This is a genomic window from Streptomyces sp. NPDC002698, from assembly GCF_042888945.1.
GTDB lineage: Bacteria > Actinomycetota > Actinomycetes > Streptomycetales > Streptomycetaceae > Streptomyces.
Genome location: NZ_JBIAQM010000030.1, coordinates 49849 through 66004 on the forward strand (window position 1 = coordinate 49849; position 16156 = coordinate 66004).

The 16156-nt window shown below is 70.6% G+C and carries 15 protein-coding genes and 2 tRNA genes; 9 read left to right on the forward strand and 8 right to left on the reverse strand.

The genetic code is table 11. The features are described 5' to 3' along the window. Positions 1-157: 157 nt before the first annotated feature. Positions 158-1006 carry a hypothetical protein gene (locus tag ACFYW9_RS31080; RefSeq protein WP_351872699.1) on the reverse strand — a complete coding sequence of 283 codons (849 nt, stop codon included), beginning with the start codon at positions 1004-1006 and terminating at the stop codon, positions 158-160. A gap of 222 nt (positions 1007-1228) precedes the next feature. Here ACFYW9_RS31080 and ACFYW9_RS31085 point away from each other — a divergent pair, with 222 nt between their 5' ends. Both ACFYW9_RS31085 and ACFYW9_RS31090 read left to right on the forward strand, forming a co-directional pair. Continuing rightward, positions 1229-2323, forward strand: coding sequence for a Leu/Phe/Val dehydrogenase (locus ACFYW9_RS31085; RefSeq protein ID WP_389157309.1), 1095 nt, complete (start codon positions 1229-1231; stop codon positions 2321-2323). 301 nt (positions 2324-2624) lie between these two features. After that, the gene (locus tag ACFYW9_RS31090; RefSeq protein WP_328450774.1) at positions 2625-2879 is read left to right on the forward strand and encodes a DUF3073 domain-containing protein; all 255 of its coding nucleotides are present in this window, start codon (positions 2625-2627) and stop codon (positions 2877-2879) included. A gap of 200 nt (positions 2880-3079) precedes the next feature. Here ACFYW9_RS31090 and purM read toward each other — a convergent pair whose 3' ends face one another. The 7 genes from purM to purS all read right to left on the reverse strand — a co-directional run bounded on the left by purM (position 3080) and on the right by purS (position 11112). Beyond that, positions 3080-4180, reverse strand: a complete 1101-nt coding sequence (gene purM, locus ACFYW9_RS31095; RefSeq protein WP_389157314.1) for a phosphoribosylformylglycinamidine cyclo-ligase — start codon at positions 4178-4180, stop codon at positions 3080-3082. A gap of 41 nt (positions 4181-4221) precedes the next feature. Further along, positions 4222-5748: an amidophosphoribosyltransferase gene (purF, locus tag ACFYW9_RS31100; RefSeq protein ID WP_389157317.1), complete on the reverse strand. Its 1527-nt coding sequence runs from the start codon at positions 5746-5748 to the stop codon at positions 4222-4224. 61 nt (positions 5749-5809) lie between these two features. Next, positions 5810-6601: an META domain-containing protein gene (locus ACFYW9_RS31105; protein ID WP_389157320.1), complete on the reverse strand. Its 792-nt coding sequence runs from the start codon at positions 6599-6601 to the stop codon at positions 5810-5812. Between the two features lie 133 nt (positions 6602-6734). Next, on the reverse strand, positions 6735-7529 hold the full coding sequence (locus ACFYW9_RS31110; RefSeq protein ID WP_389157323.1) for a sterol carrier family protein: 795 nt from the start codon (positions 7527-7529) through the stop codon (positions 6735-6737). Between the two features lie 369 nt (positions 7530-7898). Then, positions 7899-10175, reverse strand: a complete 2277-nt coding sequence (gene purL / locus ACFYW9_RS31115; protein ID WP_389157326.1) for a phosphoribosylformylglycinamidine synthase subunit PurL — start codon at positions 10173-10175, stop codon at positions 7899-7901. Then, the gene (purQ, locus tag ACFYW9_RS31120) at positions 10172-10852 is read right to left on the reverse strand and encodes a phosphoribosylformylglycinamidine synthase subunit PurQ (RefSeq protein ID WP_389157328.1); all 681 of its coding nucleotides are present in this window, start codon (positions 10850-10852) and stop codon (positions 10172-10174) included. The genes purL and purQ overlap by 4 nt, the downstream gene beginning before the upstream one ends. Next, positions 10849-11112: a phosphoribosylformylglycinamidine synthase subunit PurS gene (gene purS / locus ACFYW9_RS31125; RefSeq protein WP_005482678.1), complete on the reverse strand. Its 264-nt coding sequence runs from the start codon at positions 11110-11112 to the stop codon at positions 10849-10851. Before purS ends, purQ begins: the two co-directional genes overlap by 4 nt. Before the next feature lie 361 nt (positions 11113-11473). Here purS and ACFYW9_RS31130 point away from each other — a divergent pair, with 361 nt between their 5' ends. The 7 genes from ACFYW9_RS31130 (at position 11474) to ACFYW9_RS31160 (ending at position 16148) form a co-directional block, all read left to right on the forward strand. Beyond that, positions 11474-11791, forward strand: a complete 318-nt coding sequence (locus ACFYW9_RS31130; RefSeq protein ID WP_351872720.1) for an Lsr2 family protein — start codon at positions 11474-11476, stop codon at positions 11789-11791. A 161-nt stretch (positions 11792-11952) separates the two neighbouring features. After that, positions 11953-12024 (forward strand) — tRNA-Gly (locus ACFYW9_RS31135). Positions 12025-12101: 77 nt separating this feature from the next. After that, positions 12102-12174 (forward strand) — tRNA-Gly (locus ACFYW9_RS31140). Between the two features lie 161 nt (positions 12175-12335). Continuing rightward, positions 12336-13340, forward strand: a complete 1005-nt coding sequence (locus ACFYW9_RS31145; RefSeq protein WP_389157333.1) for an ABC transporter ATP-binding protein — start codon at positions 12336-12338, stop codon at positions 13338-13340. Continuing rightward, positions 13337-14140, forward strand: coding sequence for an ABC transporter permease (locus tag ACFYW9_RS31150; protein ID WP_389157337.1), 804 nt, complete (start codon positions 13337-13339; stop codon positions 14138-14140). The genes ACFYW9_RS31145 and ACFYW9_RS31150 overlap by 4 nt, the downstream gene beginning before the upstream one ends. Positions 14141-14160: 20 nt before the next feature. Beyond that, positions 14161-15507 (forward strand): sensor histidine kinase, encoded by a 1347-nt coding sequence (locus ACFYW9_RS31155; protein ID WP_389157386.1) that lies wholly within the window; start codon positions 14161-14163, stop codon positions 15505-15507. After that, positions 15504-16148, forward strand: a complete 645-nt coding sequence (locus ACFYW9_RS31160; RefSeq protein ID WP_389157340.1) for a response regulator — start codon at positions 15504-15506, stop codon at positions 16146-16148. The genes ACFYW9_RS31155 and ACFYW9_RS31160 overlap by 4 nt, the downstream gene beginning before the upstream one ends. Positions 16149-16156 lie beyond the last annotated feature (8 nt).

Consider the following 16156-nt stretch of genomic DNA (forward strand, 5'->3'; position numbering starts at 1 on the left):
GGTTCTTCAGCGTGTGAGGACCATACGCGAGTTCGACCCCAAACCTGTGAGAGGCAGGTCACACCGGAGCGGGCGTCTTGAGAGCGCTCCCGCCCCGTCCGGCTCCCGCGCACGGACCACACCGGTACCGCCCGTCCGGGACCGCCCGCGCCGCGCCTCAGTTCGACGAGCGCCGCTCCCTGACGGACCGCCAGCGCTCCACCAGCCGGCCGTACGCCTCGCCCGCGGTCGACCCGTCCCCGGTGCGCAGTGCCTCGATCCCCTCGGCCACGTCCGCGGCGGAGTGGTCGTCCTCCAGCTGACCGGCCGGCAGCGTGTGCACGAGCCCGCCGTAGTCCAGCTCGACCAGCGAGCGCGGATGGAACTCCTCCAGCCAGCGGCCGACGTCCACCAGGCCCTCGATGAGCGGCCCTTCGTCCAGCGCGTCCCTGAGCGTCCGCAGGGCCCGCGCCGTGCGCCGCCGCGCCTGCACCATCGGCGTCCGGTAGCGCAGCAGCGGCGCGGCTCCGGCCGGGCCCGTCCCCTTCTCGTACTCCCGCTCCTCGTCGGTGACGAGCACGAACCAGTTCAGCGGCACCTGCCAGGTCGAGGTGCGGATCCACGGGCGGGCGTCGGGGTTGCGCGCCAGCCAGCGCTCGTAGTCGAGGGCGGCCTGACGGCGCACCAGCGGCGGCAGCACCGCGTCCAGGACGGACGCGGGAAGCTCCTCGCCCAGTTCGTCCAGGGCCTGCCAGCCGCGCAGCCGGGTGCGCCAGGGGCAGACGCACACCACCCCGTCGACCTCGGCGACGAACGCGTCACCGCTCTCGTGCACCGGGACGGGGACCGGCGGGGTGGGCAGCAGGTCGGCCAGCGAGCGGCGCAGTTCGTCCTGGTACGAGGGGCGCTCGGCGCGCTGGGCGTAGCGCGTCCAGTGGGCGCGCTCGGACTCGGGGAACGCGGCCAGTGGCTCGTACACCCGCAAGTACGACGTGTACGGGACGATCACCGCGGACACCTTGGGCACGCCTGCTCCCTCCCCCGTCGAGCACCGGGAAAACCAGCGAGAACCGATCGGAACCTGAAGAGAAATCTATGCAAATCGAACCATGGCCGTGCCCCGCCCACAGGTGATCCTGACCACTGCGCCGAGGGCGGGTCGGCACAGGCTCTAGTCTCATTCCCACGGAGCCCGCCATCCGCACGGGCACCGCACCCAACCGCCGCTTTTTACCTGGGAGTCACCACAGTGACCGACGTAACCGGCGCGCCTGCTGATGTACTGCACACCCTGTTCCACTCGGATCAGGGCGGTCATGAGCAAGTCGTGCTCTGCCAGGACCGCGCCAGCGGCCTCAAGGCCGTCATCGCCATCCACTCCACCGCCCTGGGCCCCGCCCTCGGCGGCACGCGCTTCTACCCGTACGCGAGCGAGCAGGAGGCCGTCGCCGACGCCCTCAACCTCGCGCGCGGGATGTCGTACAAGAACGCCCTGGCCGGGCTCGACCACGGCGGTGGCAAGGCCGTCATCATCGGCGACCCCGAGCAGATCAAGTCCGAGGAGCTGATCCTCGCCTACGGCCGGTTCGTCGCCTCGCTCGGCGGCCGGTACGTCACCGCGTGCGACGTCGGCACGTATGTCGCCGACATGGACGTCGTGGCGCGTGAGTGCCGGTGGACGACCGGACGCTCCCCGGAGAACGGCGGCGCGGGCGACTCGTCGGTCCTGACCGCCTTCGGTGTCTTCCAGGGCATGCGGGCCTCCGCGCAGCACATGTGGGGCGACCCGACGCTGCGCGGCCGCAAGGTCGGCGTCTCCGGCGTCGGCAAGGTGGGCCACCACCTGGTCGACCACCTGCGTGAGGACGGCGCCGAGGTCGTGATCACGGACGTGCGGGCCGAGTCCGTGCGCCGGATCCTGGACCGGCACCCCTCGGGTGTCACGGCCGTCGCGGACACCGAGACGCTCATCCGCACCGAGGGCCTGGACATCTACGCGCCCTGCGCGCTGGGCGGCGCGCTCAACGACGAGACCGTGCCGGTGCTCACGGCCCGGATCGTGTGCGGAGCGGCCAACAACCAGCTCGCGCACCCGGGCGTGGAGAAGGACCTCGCGGACCGCGGGATCCTGTACGCGCCCGACTACGTCGTGAACGCGGGCGGTGTCATCCAGGTCGCCGACGAGCTCCACGGCTTCGACTTCGACCGGTGCAAGGCGAAGGCCACGAAGATCTTCGACACCACGCTGGCCATATTCGCACGTGCGAAGCAGGACGGGATTCCGCCGGCCGCGGCGGCCGACCGGATCGCCGAGCAGCGGATGGCGGAGGCACGGCGTCACTGACGCCTGCCGAGGCCATAGGCGCTTGTCAGGGACCCGTCGGCGGCCGGTTGGGAGAGAACTCTCACGTCCGTCGGCGGGTCGGGCGCCAAGAAGAGGTTAAAATCGCGGTTGACCAGCGAGGACAGGGCACCTCGCGGGTTCTGGGTGAAGGCGCGTGCTGCGGGCGACGTACCGTATGGGCGCGGGCTCAGGTACCGTGGAAGCCCTACGGACCGGTCTCTCCACGGAGAGTCCGTTCCAGATCATGAACGCGTGTCAAGACTCTGGGGCCGTCGAGCCCCGTATCCGAGGGGGTCGAGCCATGGGGCGCGGCCGGGCAAAGGCCAAGCAGACGAAGGTCGCCCGCCAGCTGAAGTACAGCAGCGGCGGGACTGACCTCTCGCGTCTGGCCAATGAGCTGGGCGCTTCGACTTCGAACCAGCCGCCTAACGGCGAGCCGTTCGAGGACGACGACGAGGAAGACGACCCGTACGCACAGTACGCGGATCTCTACAACGACGACGACGAGGACGAGGACGACCAGTCCGGGCCTCAGTCGCAACGTCGCGGCGCTTGACGCAACAGCGTCCCTCGCAGTTTCCGCGATCTCTTCTCGTAGCGGATCTCCTGGCGTGGGTTTCTGGCAGATCCCGCCTGGCGGCTTTCTCGTAGCGACTGCACCTCACCCGGTCCGGGGCCTCAGCGCCGGACCGGGTTTCGTGCTGCTTCGGGAGCTTCGGCCCGCGTGACCGCCGGCCCCGGCTCCCGTCGCCCGTTTCAGCTCGCGTAGTCGCCGATGAGCGCGGCGCCCGTCGTGTGGTCCCCGCGCTCGGTGATCTCACCGGCGACCCAGGCGTCCACTCCGCGGTCCGCGAGGACGGCGAGGGCGACCTCGGCCGACTCCTCGGGCACGATCGCCATCATGCCGACGCCCATGTTCAGCGTCTTCTCCAGCTCCAGGCGCTCGACGTCGCCGGTCCTGCCGACCAGGTCGAAGACCGGTGCCGGGGTCCAGGTCCCGCGGTCGACCACGGCGTGCAGGCCGTCCGGGATCACACGGGCCAGGTTGGCCGCGAGACCGCCGCCGGTGATGTGGCTGAAGGCGTGCACCTGGGCGCTCTTCGTCAGCGTCAGACAGTCCAGCGAGTAGATCTTGGTGGGCTCCAGGAGCTCCTCGCCGAGCGTGCGGCCGAACTCCTCGATGTGCTGGTCCAGGCGCAGATTCGCCCGGTCGAAGAGGACGTGACGGACGAGCGAGTACCCGTTCGAGTGAAGACCGGAGGCCGCCATGGCGATGACCGCGTCACCCGTACGGATGCGATCCGGGCCGAGCAGCCGATCGGCCTCGACCACGCCGGTGCCGGCGCCCGCGACGTCGAAGTCGTCCGGGCCGAGCAGACCGGGGTGTTCGGCCGTCTCGCCGCCCACCAGGGCGCAGCCCGCGAGGACACAGCCCTCGGCGATGCCCTTCACGATGGCCGCGACCCGCTCCGGGTGGACCTTGCCCACACAGATGTAGTCGGTCATGAAGAGCGGCTCGGCGCCGCACACCACGATGTCGTCCATGACCATCGCGACGAGGTCGTGGCCGATGGTGTCGTACACGCCGAGCTGCCGGGCGATGTCGACCTTGGTGCCCACGCCGTCGGTGGCGGAGGCGAGCAGCGGGCGCTCGAAACGCTTGAGGGCCGAGGCGTCGAAGAGACCGGCGAAGCCGCCGAGGCCGCCCAGGACCTCCGGGCGCTGCGTCTTCTTCACCCACTCCTTCATCAGCTCTACGGCGCGGTCGCCCGCCTCGATGTCGACTCCGGCAGCCGCGTAGGACGCGCCGGAGGCGCTGCCCGTCGCCGCAGGGGACTGATCAGACACAGAAGACATTGCCTGGGATCTTTCGGTTGGTGAAACGGGGCTCTGCGGCGCTACGGGCGACGGATGGCGTCAGCCGCGGCCGTGGCTGCGGGACCCGCGGCCAGCTCGGTCTCCAGGAGCTGCTTGCCGAGCAGTTCGGGGTCGGGAAGCTCCATCGGGTACTCGCCGTCGAAGCAGGCGCGGCACAGATTCGGCTTGTCGATCGTCGTGGCCTCGATCATCCCGTCGAGCGAGATGTACGAGAGCGAGTCGGCGCCGAGCGAGGTGCCGATCTCCTCGACGGTCATGCCGTTCGCGATCAGCTCGGCGCGGGTCGCGAAGTCGATGCCGAAGAAGCAGGGCCATTTCACGGGCGGGGAGGAGATCCGGATGTGGACCTCGGCCGCACCCGCCTCGCGGAGCATCCGGACCAGGGCGCGCTGGGTGTTGCCGCGCACGATCGAGTCGTCCACGACGACCAGACGCTTGCCCTTGATGACTTCCTTGAGCGGATTCAGCTTCAGGCGGATTCCGAGCTGGCGGATCGTCTGCGAGGGCTGGATGAAGGTCCGGCCGACATAGGCGTTCTTGACCAGGCCGGCGCCGAACGGGATGCCGGAGGCCTCCGCGTAACCGATCGCGGCGGGCGTCCCGGACTCCGGGGTCGCTATCACCAGGTCGGCCTCCACAGGGGCTTCCTCGGCGAGTTTGCGGCCCATCTCGACGCGCGAGAGGTACACGTTCCGGCCTGCGATGTCCGTGTCGGGACGGGCCAGGTAGACGTACTCGAAGATGCAGCCCTTGGGCTTCGCTTCCGCGAATCGCGAGGTCCGCAGACCGTTCTCGTCGATGGCGACGAACTCGCCCGGCTCGATCTCGCGCACATAGCTGGCGCCGCAGATGTCGAGGGCCGCGGACTCGGAGGCCACCACCCAGCCGCGCTCCAGGCGGCCGAGGACCAGCGGGCGGATGCCCTGCGGGTCACGGGCGGCGTACAGGGTGTGCTCGTTCATGAAGACGAGCGAGAAGGCGCCCTTGACCTGGGGAAGGATCTTGACGGAAGCCTCTTCCACGGTCAGCGGCTTGCCGTCGTCGTCGACCTGGGCCGCGAGGAGCGCGGTGAGCAGGTCGGTGTCGTTGGTGGCCGCCACACGAGTGGTGCGGCCTTCCTGCTTGGGCAGGTCGGCGACCATCTCGGCGAGCTGCGCCGTGTTGACGAGGTTGCCGTTGTGGCCGAGCGCGATGGAACCGTGCGCGGTGGCACGGAACGTCGGCTGGGCGTTCTCCCACACGGAGGCACCGGTGGTCGAGTAGCGGGCGTGACCGACCGCGATATGACCCTGGAGCGAACCGAGCGAGGTCTCGTCGAAGACCTGGGACACGAGGCCCATGTCCTTGAAGACGAGGATCTGGGAGCCGTTGCTGACCGCGATTCCCGCGGATTCCTGACCCCGATGCTGGAGGGCGTAGAGCCCGAAGTAAGTGAGCTTGGCGACCTCTTCGCCCGGAGCCCAGACACCGAAGACGCCGCAAGCGTCCTGGGGGCCTTTCTCACCGGGGAGCAGATCATGATTGAGTCGACCGTCACCACGTGGCACGGCACCGAGTGTAGGCGAGATCGACCACTGGTCCGAATTGGGGATACGGGCCCCGAGTGGATCACTCGTCGGCCACCGCGCTGACGACCGTGCCGTTCTTGCTGGTCAGCGCGATGCCGCGATGATCCAATACGTAGGCGACCTTGCCGTCGAAGAGCCCCAGCAGCGTCTTCTCGGTCCTCATGAGTGAGTCTTGGCACATCATGCGGGTCGTCCGGGCCGGGCCGAGGGTGATATGTCCGTCGCCGACGGTGGCGCGACCGGTGGCGTGGTTGCAGCCGAGCCGGGCCTCGAAGGTGCCGTCCTCACGGAGGACGAAGTACGCGTTCGCCCCCTTCGGGAGCGGCTGGGAGACGTTGCCGTCACCCAGTGCCGTGACCGTCCACCTCGTCCCCCGCAGGGGTGCGTCCTTCTCCTCGGCGAGGCCGATCCGGTCGCCGTTGTCGGCGGTGAGCGTCAGCCGGCGGCCTTCGGCCTTCGCCGTGAACGGGCCCTTGTCCGCGAAGGCCCGGCCCAGGCTCCGCTCGAAGTCCATCGGGCCCTTCGCGCAGGCCATGTCCGTCGTCCGGAGCTCGCCGAAGTCGACGCGGTCACCGGTGAGGACGGCCTTCGAGCCGAACCCGTTGCAGCCGAGGTTGCCGCTGACGCGACCGTCGTCCCCGATCCGCAGATACGCCCCCGAGGGCGCCCGCGTGGTCTTCCCTCCCACGGTGAGGCTGTCGACCGTCCAGTGCACGCCGGTCAGCGGCGCCGTCTCCGTCCGGGTGGAACCGTTCCCCGCCGTCTGGGCACCGCACGCGGCGGCGAGGGGCAGCAGGGTCAGGACACCGAGGGTCATTCGCTGCTTGTCCATGCCGATGTGACGGGAGGGTCGGGTGACCGGTTCCCCCGGGCGTGGGGCGGGAAGCCCGCGCGGGTGGCGCCTGCGGGCTGTCCCTTCAGCGCACGGGCCCACCAGCGCGCGGGCTGTCCCACCAGCGGGCGGGCTATCCCATCAGCGGGAGCAGGCCGCCGAGGTCGGCGCGTTCGCCGCTCGCGCTGACCTTCGCCTCGTCCAGCGCGGCCTTCCATTCCGTGCGGCCCGTCGCGAGCCGGATCCAGGTCAGCGGATCGGTCTCGACGACGTTCGGCGGGGTGCCACGGGTGTGCCGGGGCCCTTCCACGCACTGCACGACGGCGTACGGCGGGATCCGGACCTCGGTCGACGCGCCGGGCGCCTTCACGGCGAGGGTGTCGGCGAGCAGCCGGGTGCAGGCGGCGAGGGCCTGCCGGTCGAGGGGGATGTCGGTACCGGCGGCGCGGTTCAGGTCGTCGGTGTGGACGACGAGTTCGACGGTGCGGGTGACGAGGCAGTCGGCGAGGGTCATCGCCCCGGCGGGCACGCCGAGCAGCCGGTCGTCGGGGGCCGTGGCCAGGTGCTCGGTGATCCGCGCGCCGACGCCGGCGTAGAGCGCGTCGAGGTCGGGGTGGGCGGCGGCGAGTGCGCGCGTGCCGTCGGCGATCGTCCCGGAGCGGGAGGCCGTTCCGAACGGCCATTCCAGCAACCCGAGCTCCTTCGCGGCGGGCGCGGCCAGGTCGAGGTGCCGGCTCACGACGTCGAGCGACATCGTGATGTGCGCGGCCAACTCCCGTACGCTCCAGTCCCCGAGCCGGGCGGGCCGCGCCAACTGCTCCTCGCTCAGGGCGCGTACGCCCTCCCGCACGTTCCCGAACTGCGCGAGCACCGCCGCGCGGATCTTGGCCGAGTCATAGGTGCGGGCGCGCTTGCGGGCTGGGGTCATACGGCGAGCCTAGGGCCTTTCGTCCGGATCAGGTGGCCCCCGGGTCTCGGCGCCTCGCCGGCAAGCCGAGCGGGGCGGGACCCTCCGGGGACCGGCGCGCGCACCGGCGCCCGTGGGGGATCGTCAGGGGCGGCGGGCATGGTCCGTGAGCCCGTGTTCCACCGGCGCGAAGGCCCGTTCGGCGAGCCGGGCCGTGTTCCGGGGAGGAGCGGCGCCGATGCCCTGGCCGCGCCGCTCGCACCGCGGCGGCCCGGATCCGGCGCGGCGAGCGACGCCTTCGCCCGCCCCGGGAGACCGATCCGGTCCCGGTGTGACGAAGGCCCCGCCCGTCGGAACGGGCGGGGCCTTCGCGGCTCGGCGGGCGGGGTGTTACGCCAGCAGCGCCGGGATCGTCCCCTCGTGGGCCGTGCGCAGCTCGGCCAGGGAGAGCGTGAACTCGCCCTGGACCTCGACGACGGCCGTCGCGTCGGACTCGTCGCCGTCGACGACACCGATGCGGGTGACGGGCAGACCCCGGGCACCGCACATGTCGTTGAAGCGGAGCTCCTCCGAGCGCGGGACGGCGACGACCGCGCGGCCGGCCGACTCCGAGAACAGGAAGGTGAACGCGTCGAGACCGTCGGGCACGATCAGCCGCGCGCCCTTGCCGCCCTGCAGCGCCGACTCGACCACGGCCTGGATCAGACCGCCGTCGGACAGGTCGTGCGCGGAGTCCACCATGCCGTCGCGGGAGGCCGAGATGAGGATCTCGGCGAGCAGCCGCTCGCGCTCCAGGTCGACCTTCGGCGGCAGACCGCCCAGGTGGTCGTGGACGACCTGCGACCAGGCCGAACCGCCGAACTCCTCGTGGGTGTCCCCGAGCAGGTAGAGGAGCTGGCCCTCTTCCCGGAAGGCGACCGGCGTGCGGCGGGCGACGTCGTCGATGACGCCCAGCACGGCCACGACCGGGGTCGGGTGGATGGCCACCTCGCCGGTCTGGTTGTAGAGCGAGACGTTGCCGCCGGTCACCGGGGTGCCGAGCTGCTGGCAGGCGTCGGCCAGACCGCGGATCGCCTCGGCGAACTGCCACATGACGGCCGGGTCCTCGGGCGAGCCGAAGTTCAGGCAGTCGGACACGGCGAGCGGCTTGGCGCCGGTCGTCGCGACGTTGCGGTAGGCCTCGGCGAGCGCCAGCTGCGCGCCCGTGTACGGGTCGAGCTTGGCGTAGCGGCCGTTGCCGTCGGTCGCGATGGCGACGCCGAGCCCGGTCTCCTCGTCGATGCGGATCATGCCCGAGTCCTCGGGCTGCGCCAGCACCGTGTTGCCCTGCACGAAGTGGTCGTACTGGGAGGTGATCCAGGACTTGGAGGCCTGGTTCGGGGAGGAGACCAGCCTCAGGACCTGGTCCTTCAGCTCGTCGCCGTTCTCCGGGCGGGGCAGCTTGCCCGCGTCGTCGGCCTGGAGCGCGTCCTGCCACGACGGGCGGGCGTAGGGGCGCTCGTAGACCGGGCCGTCGTGGGCGACCGTGCGCGGGTCGACGTCGACGATCTTGCCGCCGTGCCAGAAGATCTCCAGCCGGTCGCCGTCGGTGACCTCACCGATGACGGTGGCGATGACGTCCCACTTGTCGCAGATCTCCAGGAACCGGTCGACCTTCTCCGGCTCGACGACCGCGCACATGCGTTCCTGCGACTCGCTCATGAGGATTTCCTCGGGAGACAGAGTCGAGTCGCGCAGGGGTACGTCGTCCAGCGTCACGCGCATACCGCCGGAGCCGTTGGACGCCAGCTCGCTGGTGGCGCAGGACAGTCCGGCCGCGCCGAGGTCCTGGATGCCGACGACCAGCTTCTCGGCGAAGGCCTCCAGGGTGCACTCGATGAGGAGCTTCTCCTGGAAGGGGTCGCCGACCTGGACGGCCGGACGCTTCGACGGCTTGGCGTCGTCGAAGGTCTCCGAGGCGAGGATCGACGCGCCGCCGATGCCGTCGCCGCCCGTGCGGGCCCCGTACAGGATGACCTTGTTGCCCGTGCCGGACGCCTTCGCGAGGTGGATGTCCTCGTGCCGCATGACGCCGATGGCACCGGCGTTGACCAGCGGGTTGCCCTGGTAGCAGGCGTCGAAGACGACCTCGCCGCCGATGTTCGGCAGACCCAGGCAGTTGCCGTAGCCGCCGATGCCCGCGACGACGCCCGGCAGGACGCGCTTGGTGTCGGGGTGGTCGGCCGCGCCGAAGCGCAGCGGGTCCACGACCGCGACCGGGCGGGCGCCCATGGCGATGATGTCGCGCACGATGCCGCCGACGCCGGTGGCCGCGCCCTGGTAGGGCTCGACGTACGACGGGTGGTTGTGCGACTCGACCTTGAAGGTGACCGCGTAGCCCTGGCCGACGTCGACGACACCGGCGTTCTCGCCGATGCCGACGAGCAGCGCGTCGGACTGCGGGGCCTTCTCGCCGAACTGGCGGAGGTGGACCTTCGAGGACTTGTAGGAGCAGTGCTCGGACCACATGACGGAGTACATGGCGAGCTCGGCGCCGGTCGGGCGGCGGCCGAGGATCTCGACGACGCGCTCGTACTCGTCCTTCTTCAGGCCCAGTTCGGCCCAGGGCAGCTCGACGTCGGGGGTCGCGGCCGCGTGCTCGACCGTGTCCAGAGGCGTGCGGCTCATGCGTTGACCAGCTTCTTGAGGATCGAGGTGAAGAAGGGGAGGCCGTCGGTGCGGCCGGAGCCGACGAGGGGCTCGACGGCGTGCTCCGGGTGCGGCATCAGACCGACGACGTTGCCCGCCGCGTTCGTGATGCCGGCGATGTCGCGCAGCGATCCGTTCGGGTTGACGTCCATGTAGCGGAACGCGACCCGGCCTTCGGCCTCCAGCATGTCGAGCGTGTGCTCGTCGGCGACGTACCGCCCGTCCATGTTCTTCAGCGGGATGTGGATCTCCTGGCCGGCCTCGTAGTCGGCGGTCCAGGCGGTCCCCGCGTTCTCCACCCGCAGCTTCTGGTCGCGGCAGATGAAGTGGAGGTGGTTGTTGCCGAGCATCGCGCCGGGAAGAAGGTGCGCCTCGGTGAGGACCTGGAAGCCGTTGCAGATGCCGAGAACCGGCATTCCGGACTTCGCCTGCTCGATGACGGTCTCCATCACCGGCGAGAAGCGCGAGATGGCGCCCGCCCGCAGATAGTCGCCGTACGAGAAACCGCCGGGCAGCACGACGGCGTCGACCTGCTTGAGGTCCTTGTCCTTGTGCCAGAGGGCTACGGGCTCGGCGCCGGCCAGCCTGATCGCGCGCTGCGTGTCGCGGTCGTCGAGGCTGCCCGGAAAGGTGACGACTCCAATACGAGCGGTCACTTTCCGGCCTCCGCGACTTCCTCGACCTTGACGGTGAAGTCCTCGATCACGGTGTTGGCGAGGAAGGATTCCGCCAGTTCATGGATGCGTGCGAGCGCGGCGTCGTCCACCGGCCCGTCCACTTCGAGTTCGAATCGCTTTCCCTGACGGACGTCGGAGACACCTTCGAAACCGAGGCGCGGCAGTGCACGCTGCACCGCCTGGCCCTGGGGGTCGAGGATCTCCGGCTTGAGCATGACGTCGACTACGACGCGTGCCACTGGCACTCCCGGTGTGTGGTGCTGAGCAGGTCCCTTCAGACTACCCGTACAAAATTTCTACTCGCGTAGATTCGTAGAATCCTACGTGACCCCGATCACGATCACGCATCAGCCCGGGGGCATGCACGGAAAATCCTGGGAAAAACCGCAGAAGAACGGCAGGGGCCCATTGCCATCGGACACGCGGAGGGATTTAGTCGGGCTTCACAATGCAATGCCGGGCACTGTACAAATGAATTGGCAATAGCCGATACTTTGCTCGATAACAGCCGGACAGCCGACATCTCCCCGACAACTCCGTGACGTCAGCGCACGTCATGACCGTTGATCGCGAAGGTGTCGCACGAAGGGACCGATATTCGTGGCGCAGCGTGTCGTGGTCACTCTCTTTGACGACATCGACGGCTCGGAAGCGGCGGAGACGATCGCCTTCGGACTCGACGGCAAGTCGTACGAGATCGACCTCAATCCAGCCAACGCCGAGGAACTGCGCAAGGCTCTCGAGCCGTACGTCGAGGCCGGCCGCAAGCGGTCGAAGTCCGGGAAGGCGTACACGCACACCGCGTTGACGCCCGACCCCGCGGCGGTCCGCGCCTGGGCCCGTTCCAACAAGATGGACGTGCCGCCGCGCGGCCGGATCCCCAAGAAGGTCTACGAGGCGTTCGCCGAGTCGCACTGAGCCGGCACCCGGCCGCGGACCGGGCCGGGCACCCCGCCGGGGTGCCCCCGGACCCCTCCGCCGGACCCCCGGGGAACCGACTTGCGCTGACCCCCGCCCGATCGGCTAGAGTCTGGAACACGCCGAGGGGCAAGGCCGAAAAGCCGGAACCCGAAGGTCGTGCGGGTGTAGTTCAGTAGCAGAACATCCCCCTTCCAGGGGGAAGGCGCAGTGTGCAATTCCTGTCACCCGCTCTGCATCGTTCACTGATCGCTTGTCGATCAGGTAGGGTGGTGCTCGCGCCGATCGGTGAAAGCCGGTCGGAGGCAATGCGGACGTAGCTCAGTTGGTAGAGCGCAACCTTGCCAAGGTTGAGGTCGCCAGTTCGAACCTGGTCGTCCGCTCGTCGCAGCAAAGGCCCCGGTCATCGACCGGGGCCTTTCTCGTATCCCCGTGCGTACCGGCGCCCTCGCGACGGAATGCCGTCCGGCCGTCTGACATTTGTCATGCCGAGTGATGACAACGCGCACTGCTGCCGGGCCCCGTCCGCGCCGACGCTGATTCCATGAACACGAGCGAACACGACGACGTGATCGAGGTCACTGATCTGCGGCGTGTGTACGGGGACGGCACAGGAGATTTCGAGGCGGTGCGCGGAGTCACCTTCTCCGTGGGCCGCGGTGAGATCTTCGCGCTCCTCGGCACCAACGGCGCTGGCAAGACCTCCACCGTCGAACTGATCGAGGGCCTGGCTCCCCCGGCCGCCGGGCGCGTGCGCGTCCTCGGGCACGATCCGTACGCGGACCGGGCTGCCGTACGGCCCCGTATCGGCGTGATGCTTCAGGAAGGGGGCTTCCCGTCGGAGCTGACGGCCGCCGAGACCGCACGGATGTGGGCGGCGTGCACCAGCGGCGCCCGGCCCGCCGAAGAGGCCCTGGACAGGGTCGGACTCGGGCACCGCTCGGACGTCCGTGTGAAGCAGTTGTCCGGCGGCGAGAAGCGGCGGCTGGACCTGGCGCTCGCGCTCCTCGGCGACCCCGAGGTCCTCTTCCTCGACGAGCCCACGACCGGGCTCGACGTGGAAGGCCGCCGGAACACCTGGGAATTGGTCCGCGAACTGCGCGACGACGGGACCACGGTCCTGCTGACCACCCACTATCTGGAAGAGGCGGAGGCACTCGCCGACCGGCTGGCGATCCTGCACGAAGGACGCGTCGCGGCCGTCGGCACCCCGGCCGAGGTGACCGCCTCCCAGCCGTCGCACGTCTCCTTCGAGTTGCCCGACGGCTACCTCCCCGGCGACCTGCCCCCGCTGCCGGAACTCGGGGTGAGCGGCCACGAGGCGGCGGGCCGGACGATCCGGCTGCGGACCGGCGAACTCCAGCGGACGGCCACGGCCCTGCTGGTGTGGGCCGAGCGGGCCCGCGTCGAGCTGCGGGGGCTCGACGTGCGCTCGGCCTCCCTGGAGGAGGCGTTCCTGCGGATCTCGCGGGAGGCGGCGCACGGCGTGGACGGGACGAGGACGACCGCGGACACGCGGAAGGCGCGCGGGAAGGGAACGGCGGCATGAGCGGAACAGCGGTCACCACCGGCGCCGGCACGGCCGGGACCACGGCCGCCGGCCGGATCGGAGCACTGGCACGCGCCGAACTGACGCTGCTGGGCCGCACCAGGGCGACCCTCGCCGCGGCGCTGTTCGTCCCTCTGGTCATGCCGTTCACGCTCCGCTCGACCCTGGACACGATGCGTCTGAAGGACGCCGGACTCACGGTCGGCTCGGTCCTGCTCCCCTCCTCCATCGGCTTCGTGCTCCTGTTCGCCGTCTACGGCTCCCTGGCGAGCGTGTACACGGCACGCCGGGAGGAACTCGTCCTCAAGCGGCTGCGCACCGGGGAACTGCGGGACCTGGAGATCCTCGCGGGCGCCGCGCTGCCCTCGGTCGCGATCGGTATCGCCCAGTGCCTCGTCCTGACCGTCGCCTGCCGGGCGGCACTCGGCATCGGGATGCCCGAGAAACCCCAACTCGTCCTGCTCGGGCTGCTGTCCGCGTTCGTCACCTGGCCGGCGCTCGCGGCCGTCACCGCGAGCCTCAGCAGGAGCGTGGAGGGCGCCCAGGTCGCGGCCACCCCCCTGACCCTGCTGTCACTGGCCGGCTCGGGGACCTTCGTCCCCCTCGAACTGCTGCCGGACGGCATGGCCCGGTTCTGCGAACTGCTGCCTCTCACCCCGGTGATCACCCTGATCCGCGGCGGCTGGACCGGGCACCTCTCCGCCCACGACACCCTCGGCGCCCTCGCCACGGCGGTGGCCTGGACCCTGATCGCGGTGTTTGCTGTACGACGGTGGTTCCGCTGGGAGCCGCGGCGGTGACCACGGACACGGGGGTGGGCATGGGCAGGCCGTCCGGCTGGTGGCGGGGCAAGAGCACACCGGCGAAGGTCGAGACGTACACCCGGTGGTCGTTCCACTTCTTCGCCCTGCTCGAAGCGATCTCGATCGGACTGCCCGTCTTCGGGAACATGCCCGCGGCCCGGTCCTGGGCGGTGTTCCTGCTGGTGTGCGGGCACTCGGTGTGCTGCGCGGTGACCGCCTCGCGGGCACTGGACTGGACGCGCGGCACCCGGGAACAGCCCCGCGGGACCCTGCTCGCACTGACCGCGAGCACCTGTGTGACGGCCGTCGTGGGAGCCGTCCTCTCGGGCACCCCCTGGCGCCCGGCGAGCGACGGCGAGTTCCTCGTCGCCTCCTCGCTGCTCGTCGGCGTCACGGCGTTCGGCACGGGCACGGTCGCGCTCGGGACCCGCGACAGACGCCGGATGACGTACGTCGTGCTCGGCGCGGCCGCGGGCGCCGGCGCGCTCTCCCTGCCCCTCGGCTTCCCCGGCCCCGCCGCGCCGGTCACCGCCCTCCTCGTCCTGCTGACCGCCGGTTTCCTCACCTTCACCGCGGCGTTCTCCGTCTGGCTGCTCAACGCCGTCTACGAACTCGACGCGGCCCGCGAGACCCGCGCCCGGCTCGCCGTCGCCGAGGAACGGCTGCGCTTCGGCCGCGATCTGCACGACGTGATGGGCCGCAACCTCGCGGTGATCGCCCTCAAGAGCGAACTCGCCGTGCAGCTGGCCCGGCGCGGGCGGTCCGAGGCCATGGACCAGATGACCGAGGTGCAGCGGATCGCGCGGGAGTCCCAGCGGGAGGTGCGCGAGGTGGTACGCGGCTATCGCGACGCCGATCTCGCCAACGAACTGGCGGGCTCGCAGGGCGTGTTGACGGCCGCCGGCATCGACTGCGCCATCACCGGCACGGCCGCGGAACTGCCGGCGCAGATCCAGTCGGCGCTCGGCTGGGTCGTACGGGAGGCGACCACCAATGTGCTGCGGCACGGGAACGCCAGGAAGTGCGCGCTGTCCCTGCGGGTGACGCGGGAGCGGGTGACGCTCACCGTCGAGAACGACGGGGTGCCGCAGGAGGCGGGACCGGGACCCGGGCCGGACGGCGGATCCGGGCCGGGGAGAGGCAGCGGGCTCGTGGGACTGCGGGAGCGGCTGGAGGAGGTGGACGGGGTGCTGCGGGCAGGCGCGAGCAAAGGAGTGTTCCGGCTGACGGCGGAAGTACCGCTGCGGCCCTCCCCGGACACCCGCGCGGACACTCCCGGGAAACCGGCCCCGGGAAGCGACGGGGCGCCACGGGAGTCGTCGGTCCCGCCGGTTCCGCACCCGATGAGAGAGGCCACCCCATGATCCCCGTGCCGCCCGGCGCGTCGGCGCCCGGTGCTCCCGTACGGCTGCTGCTCGCCGACGACGAACACCTGATCCGGGGAGCGCTGGCCGCGCTGCTCGGGCTGGAGGACGACCTGGTCGTGGTGGCCGAGGCGGCGACCGGACCGGAGGCACTGGCGATGGCGCGGGCGCACGGGCCCGATGTCGCCGTCCTGGACCTCCAGATGCCGGGAGCCGACGGTGTGAGCGTGGCCACATCCCTGCGGGCCGAACTGCCCGGCTGCCAGGTGCTGATCGTGACGAGTCACGGACGGCCGGGGCATCTGAAGCGGGCGCTCGCGGCGGGTGTGCGCGGGTTCGTCCCGAAGACGGTCAGCGCGCGGCGGCTCGCGGAGATCATCCGTACCGTTCACGCGGGAAACCGTTATGTGGACCCGGAGTTGGCCGCCGACGCGATCTCCGCGGGGGACTCGCCGCTGACCGCGCGCGAGGCCGAGGTGCTCGAATTCGCCGCCGACGGGGCGCCCGTGGCGGAGATCGCGGAGCGGGCCGCGCTGTCCCAGGGGACGGTGCGGAACTATCTGTCGTCGGCCGTGTCCAAACTGGGCGCGGAGAACCGACATGCTGCGGTGCGTCTCGCACGGGAGCGAGGTTGGGTATAGTGGCTGTC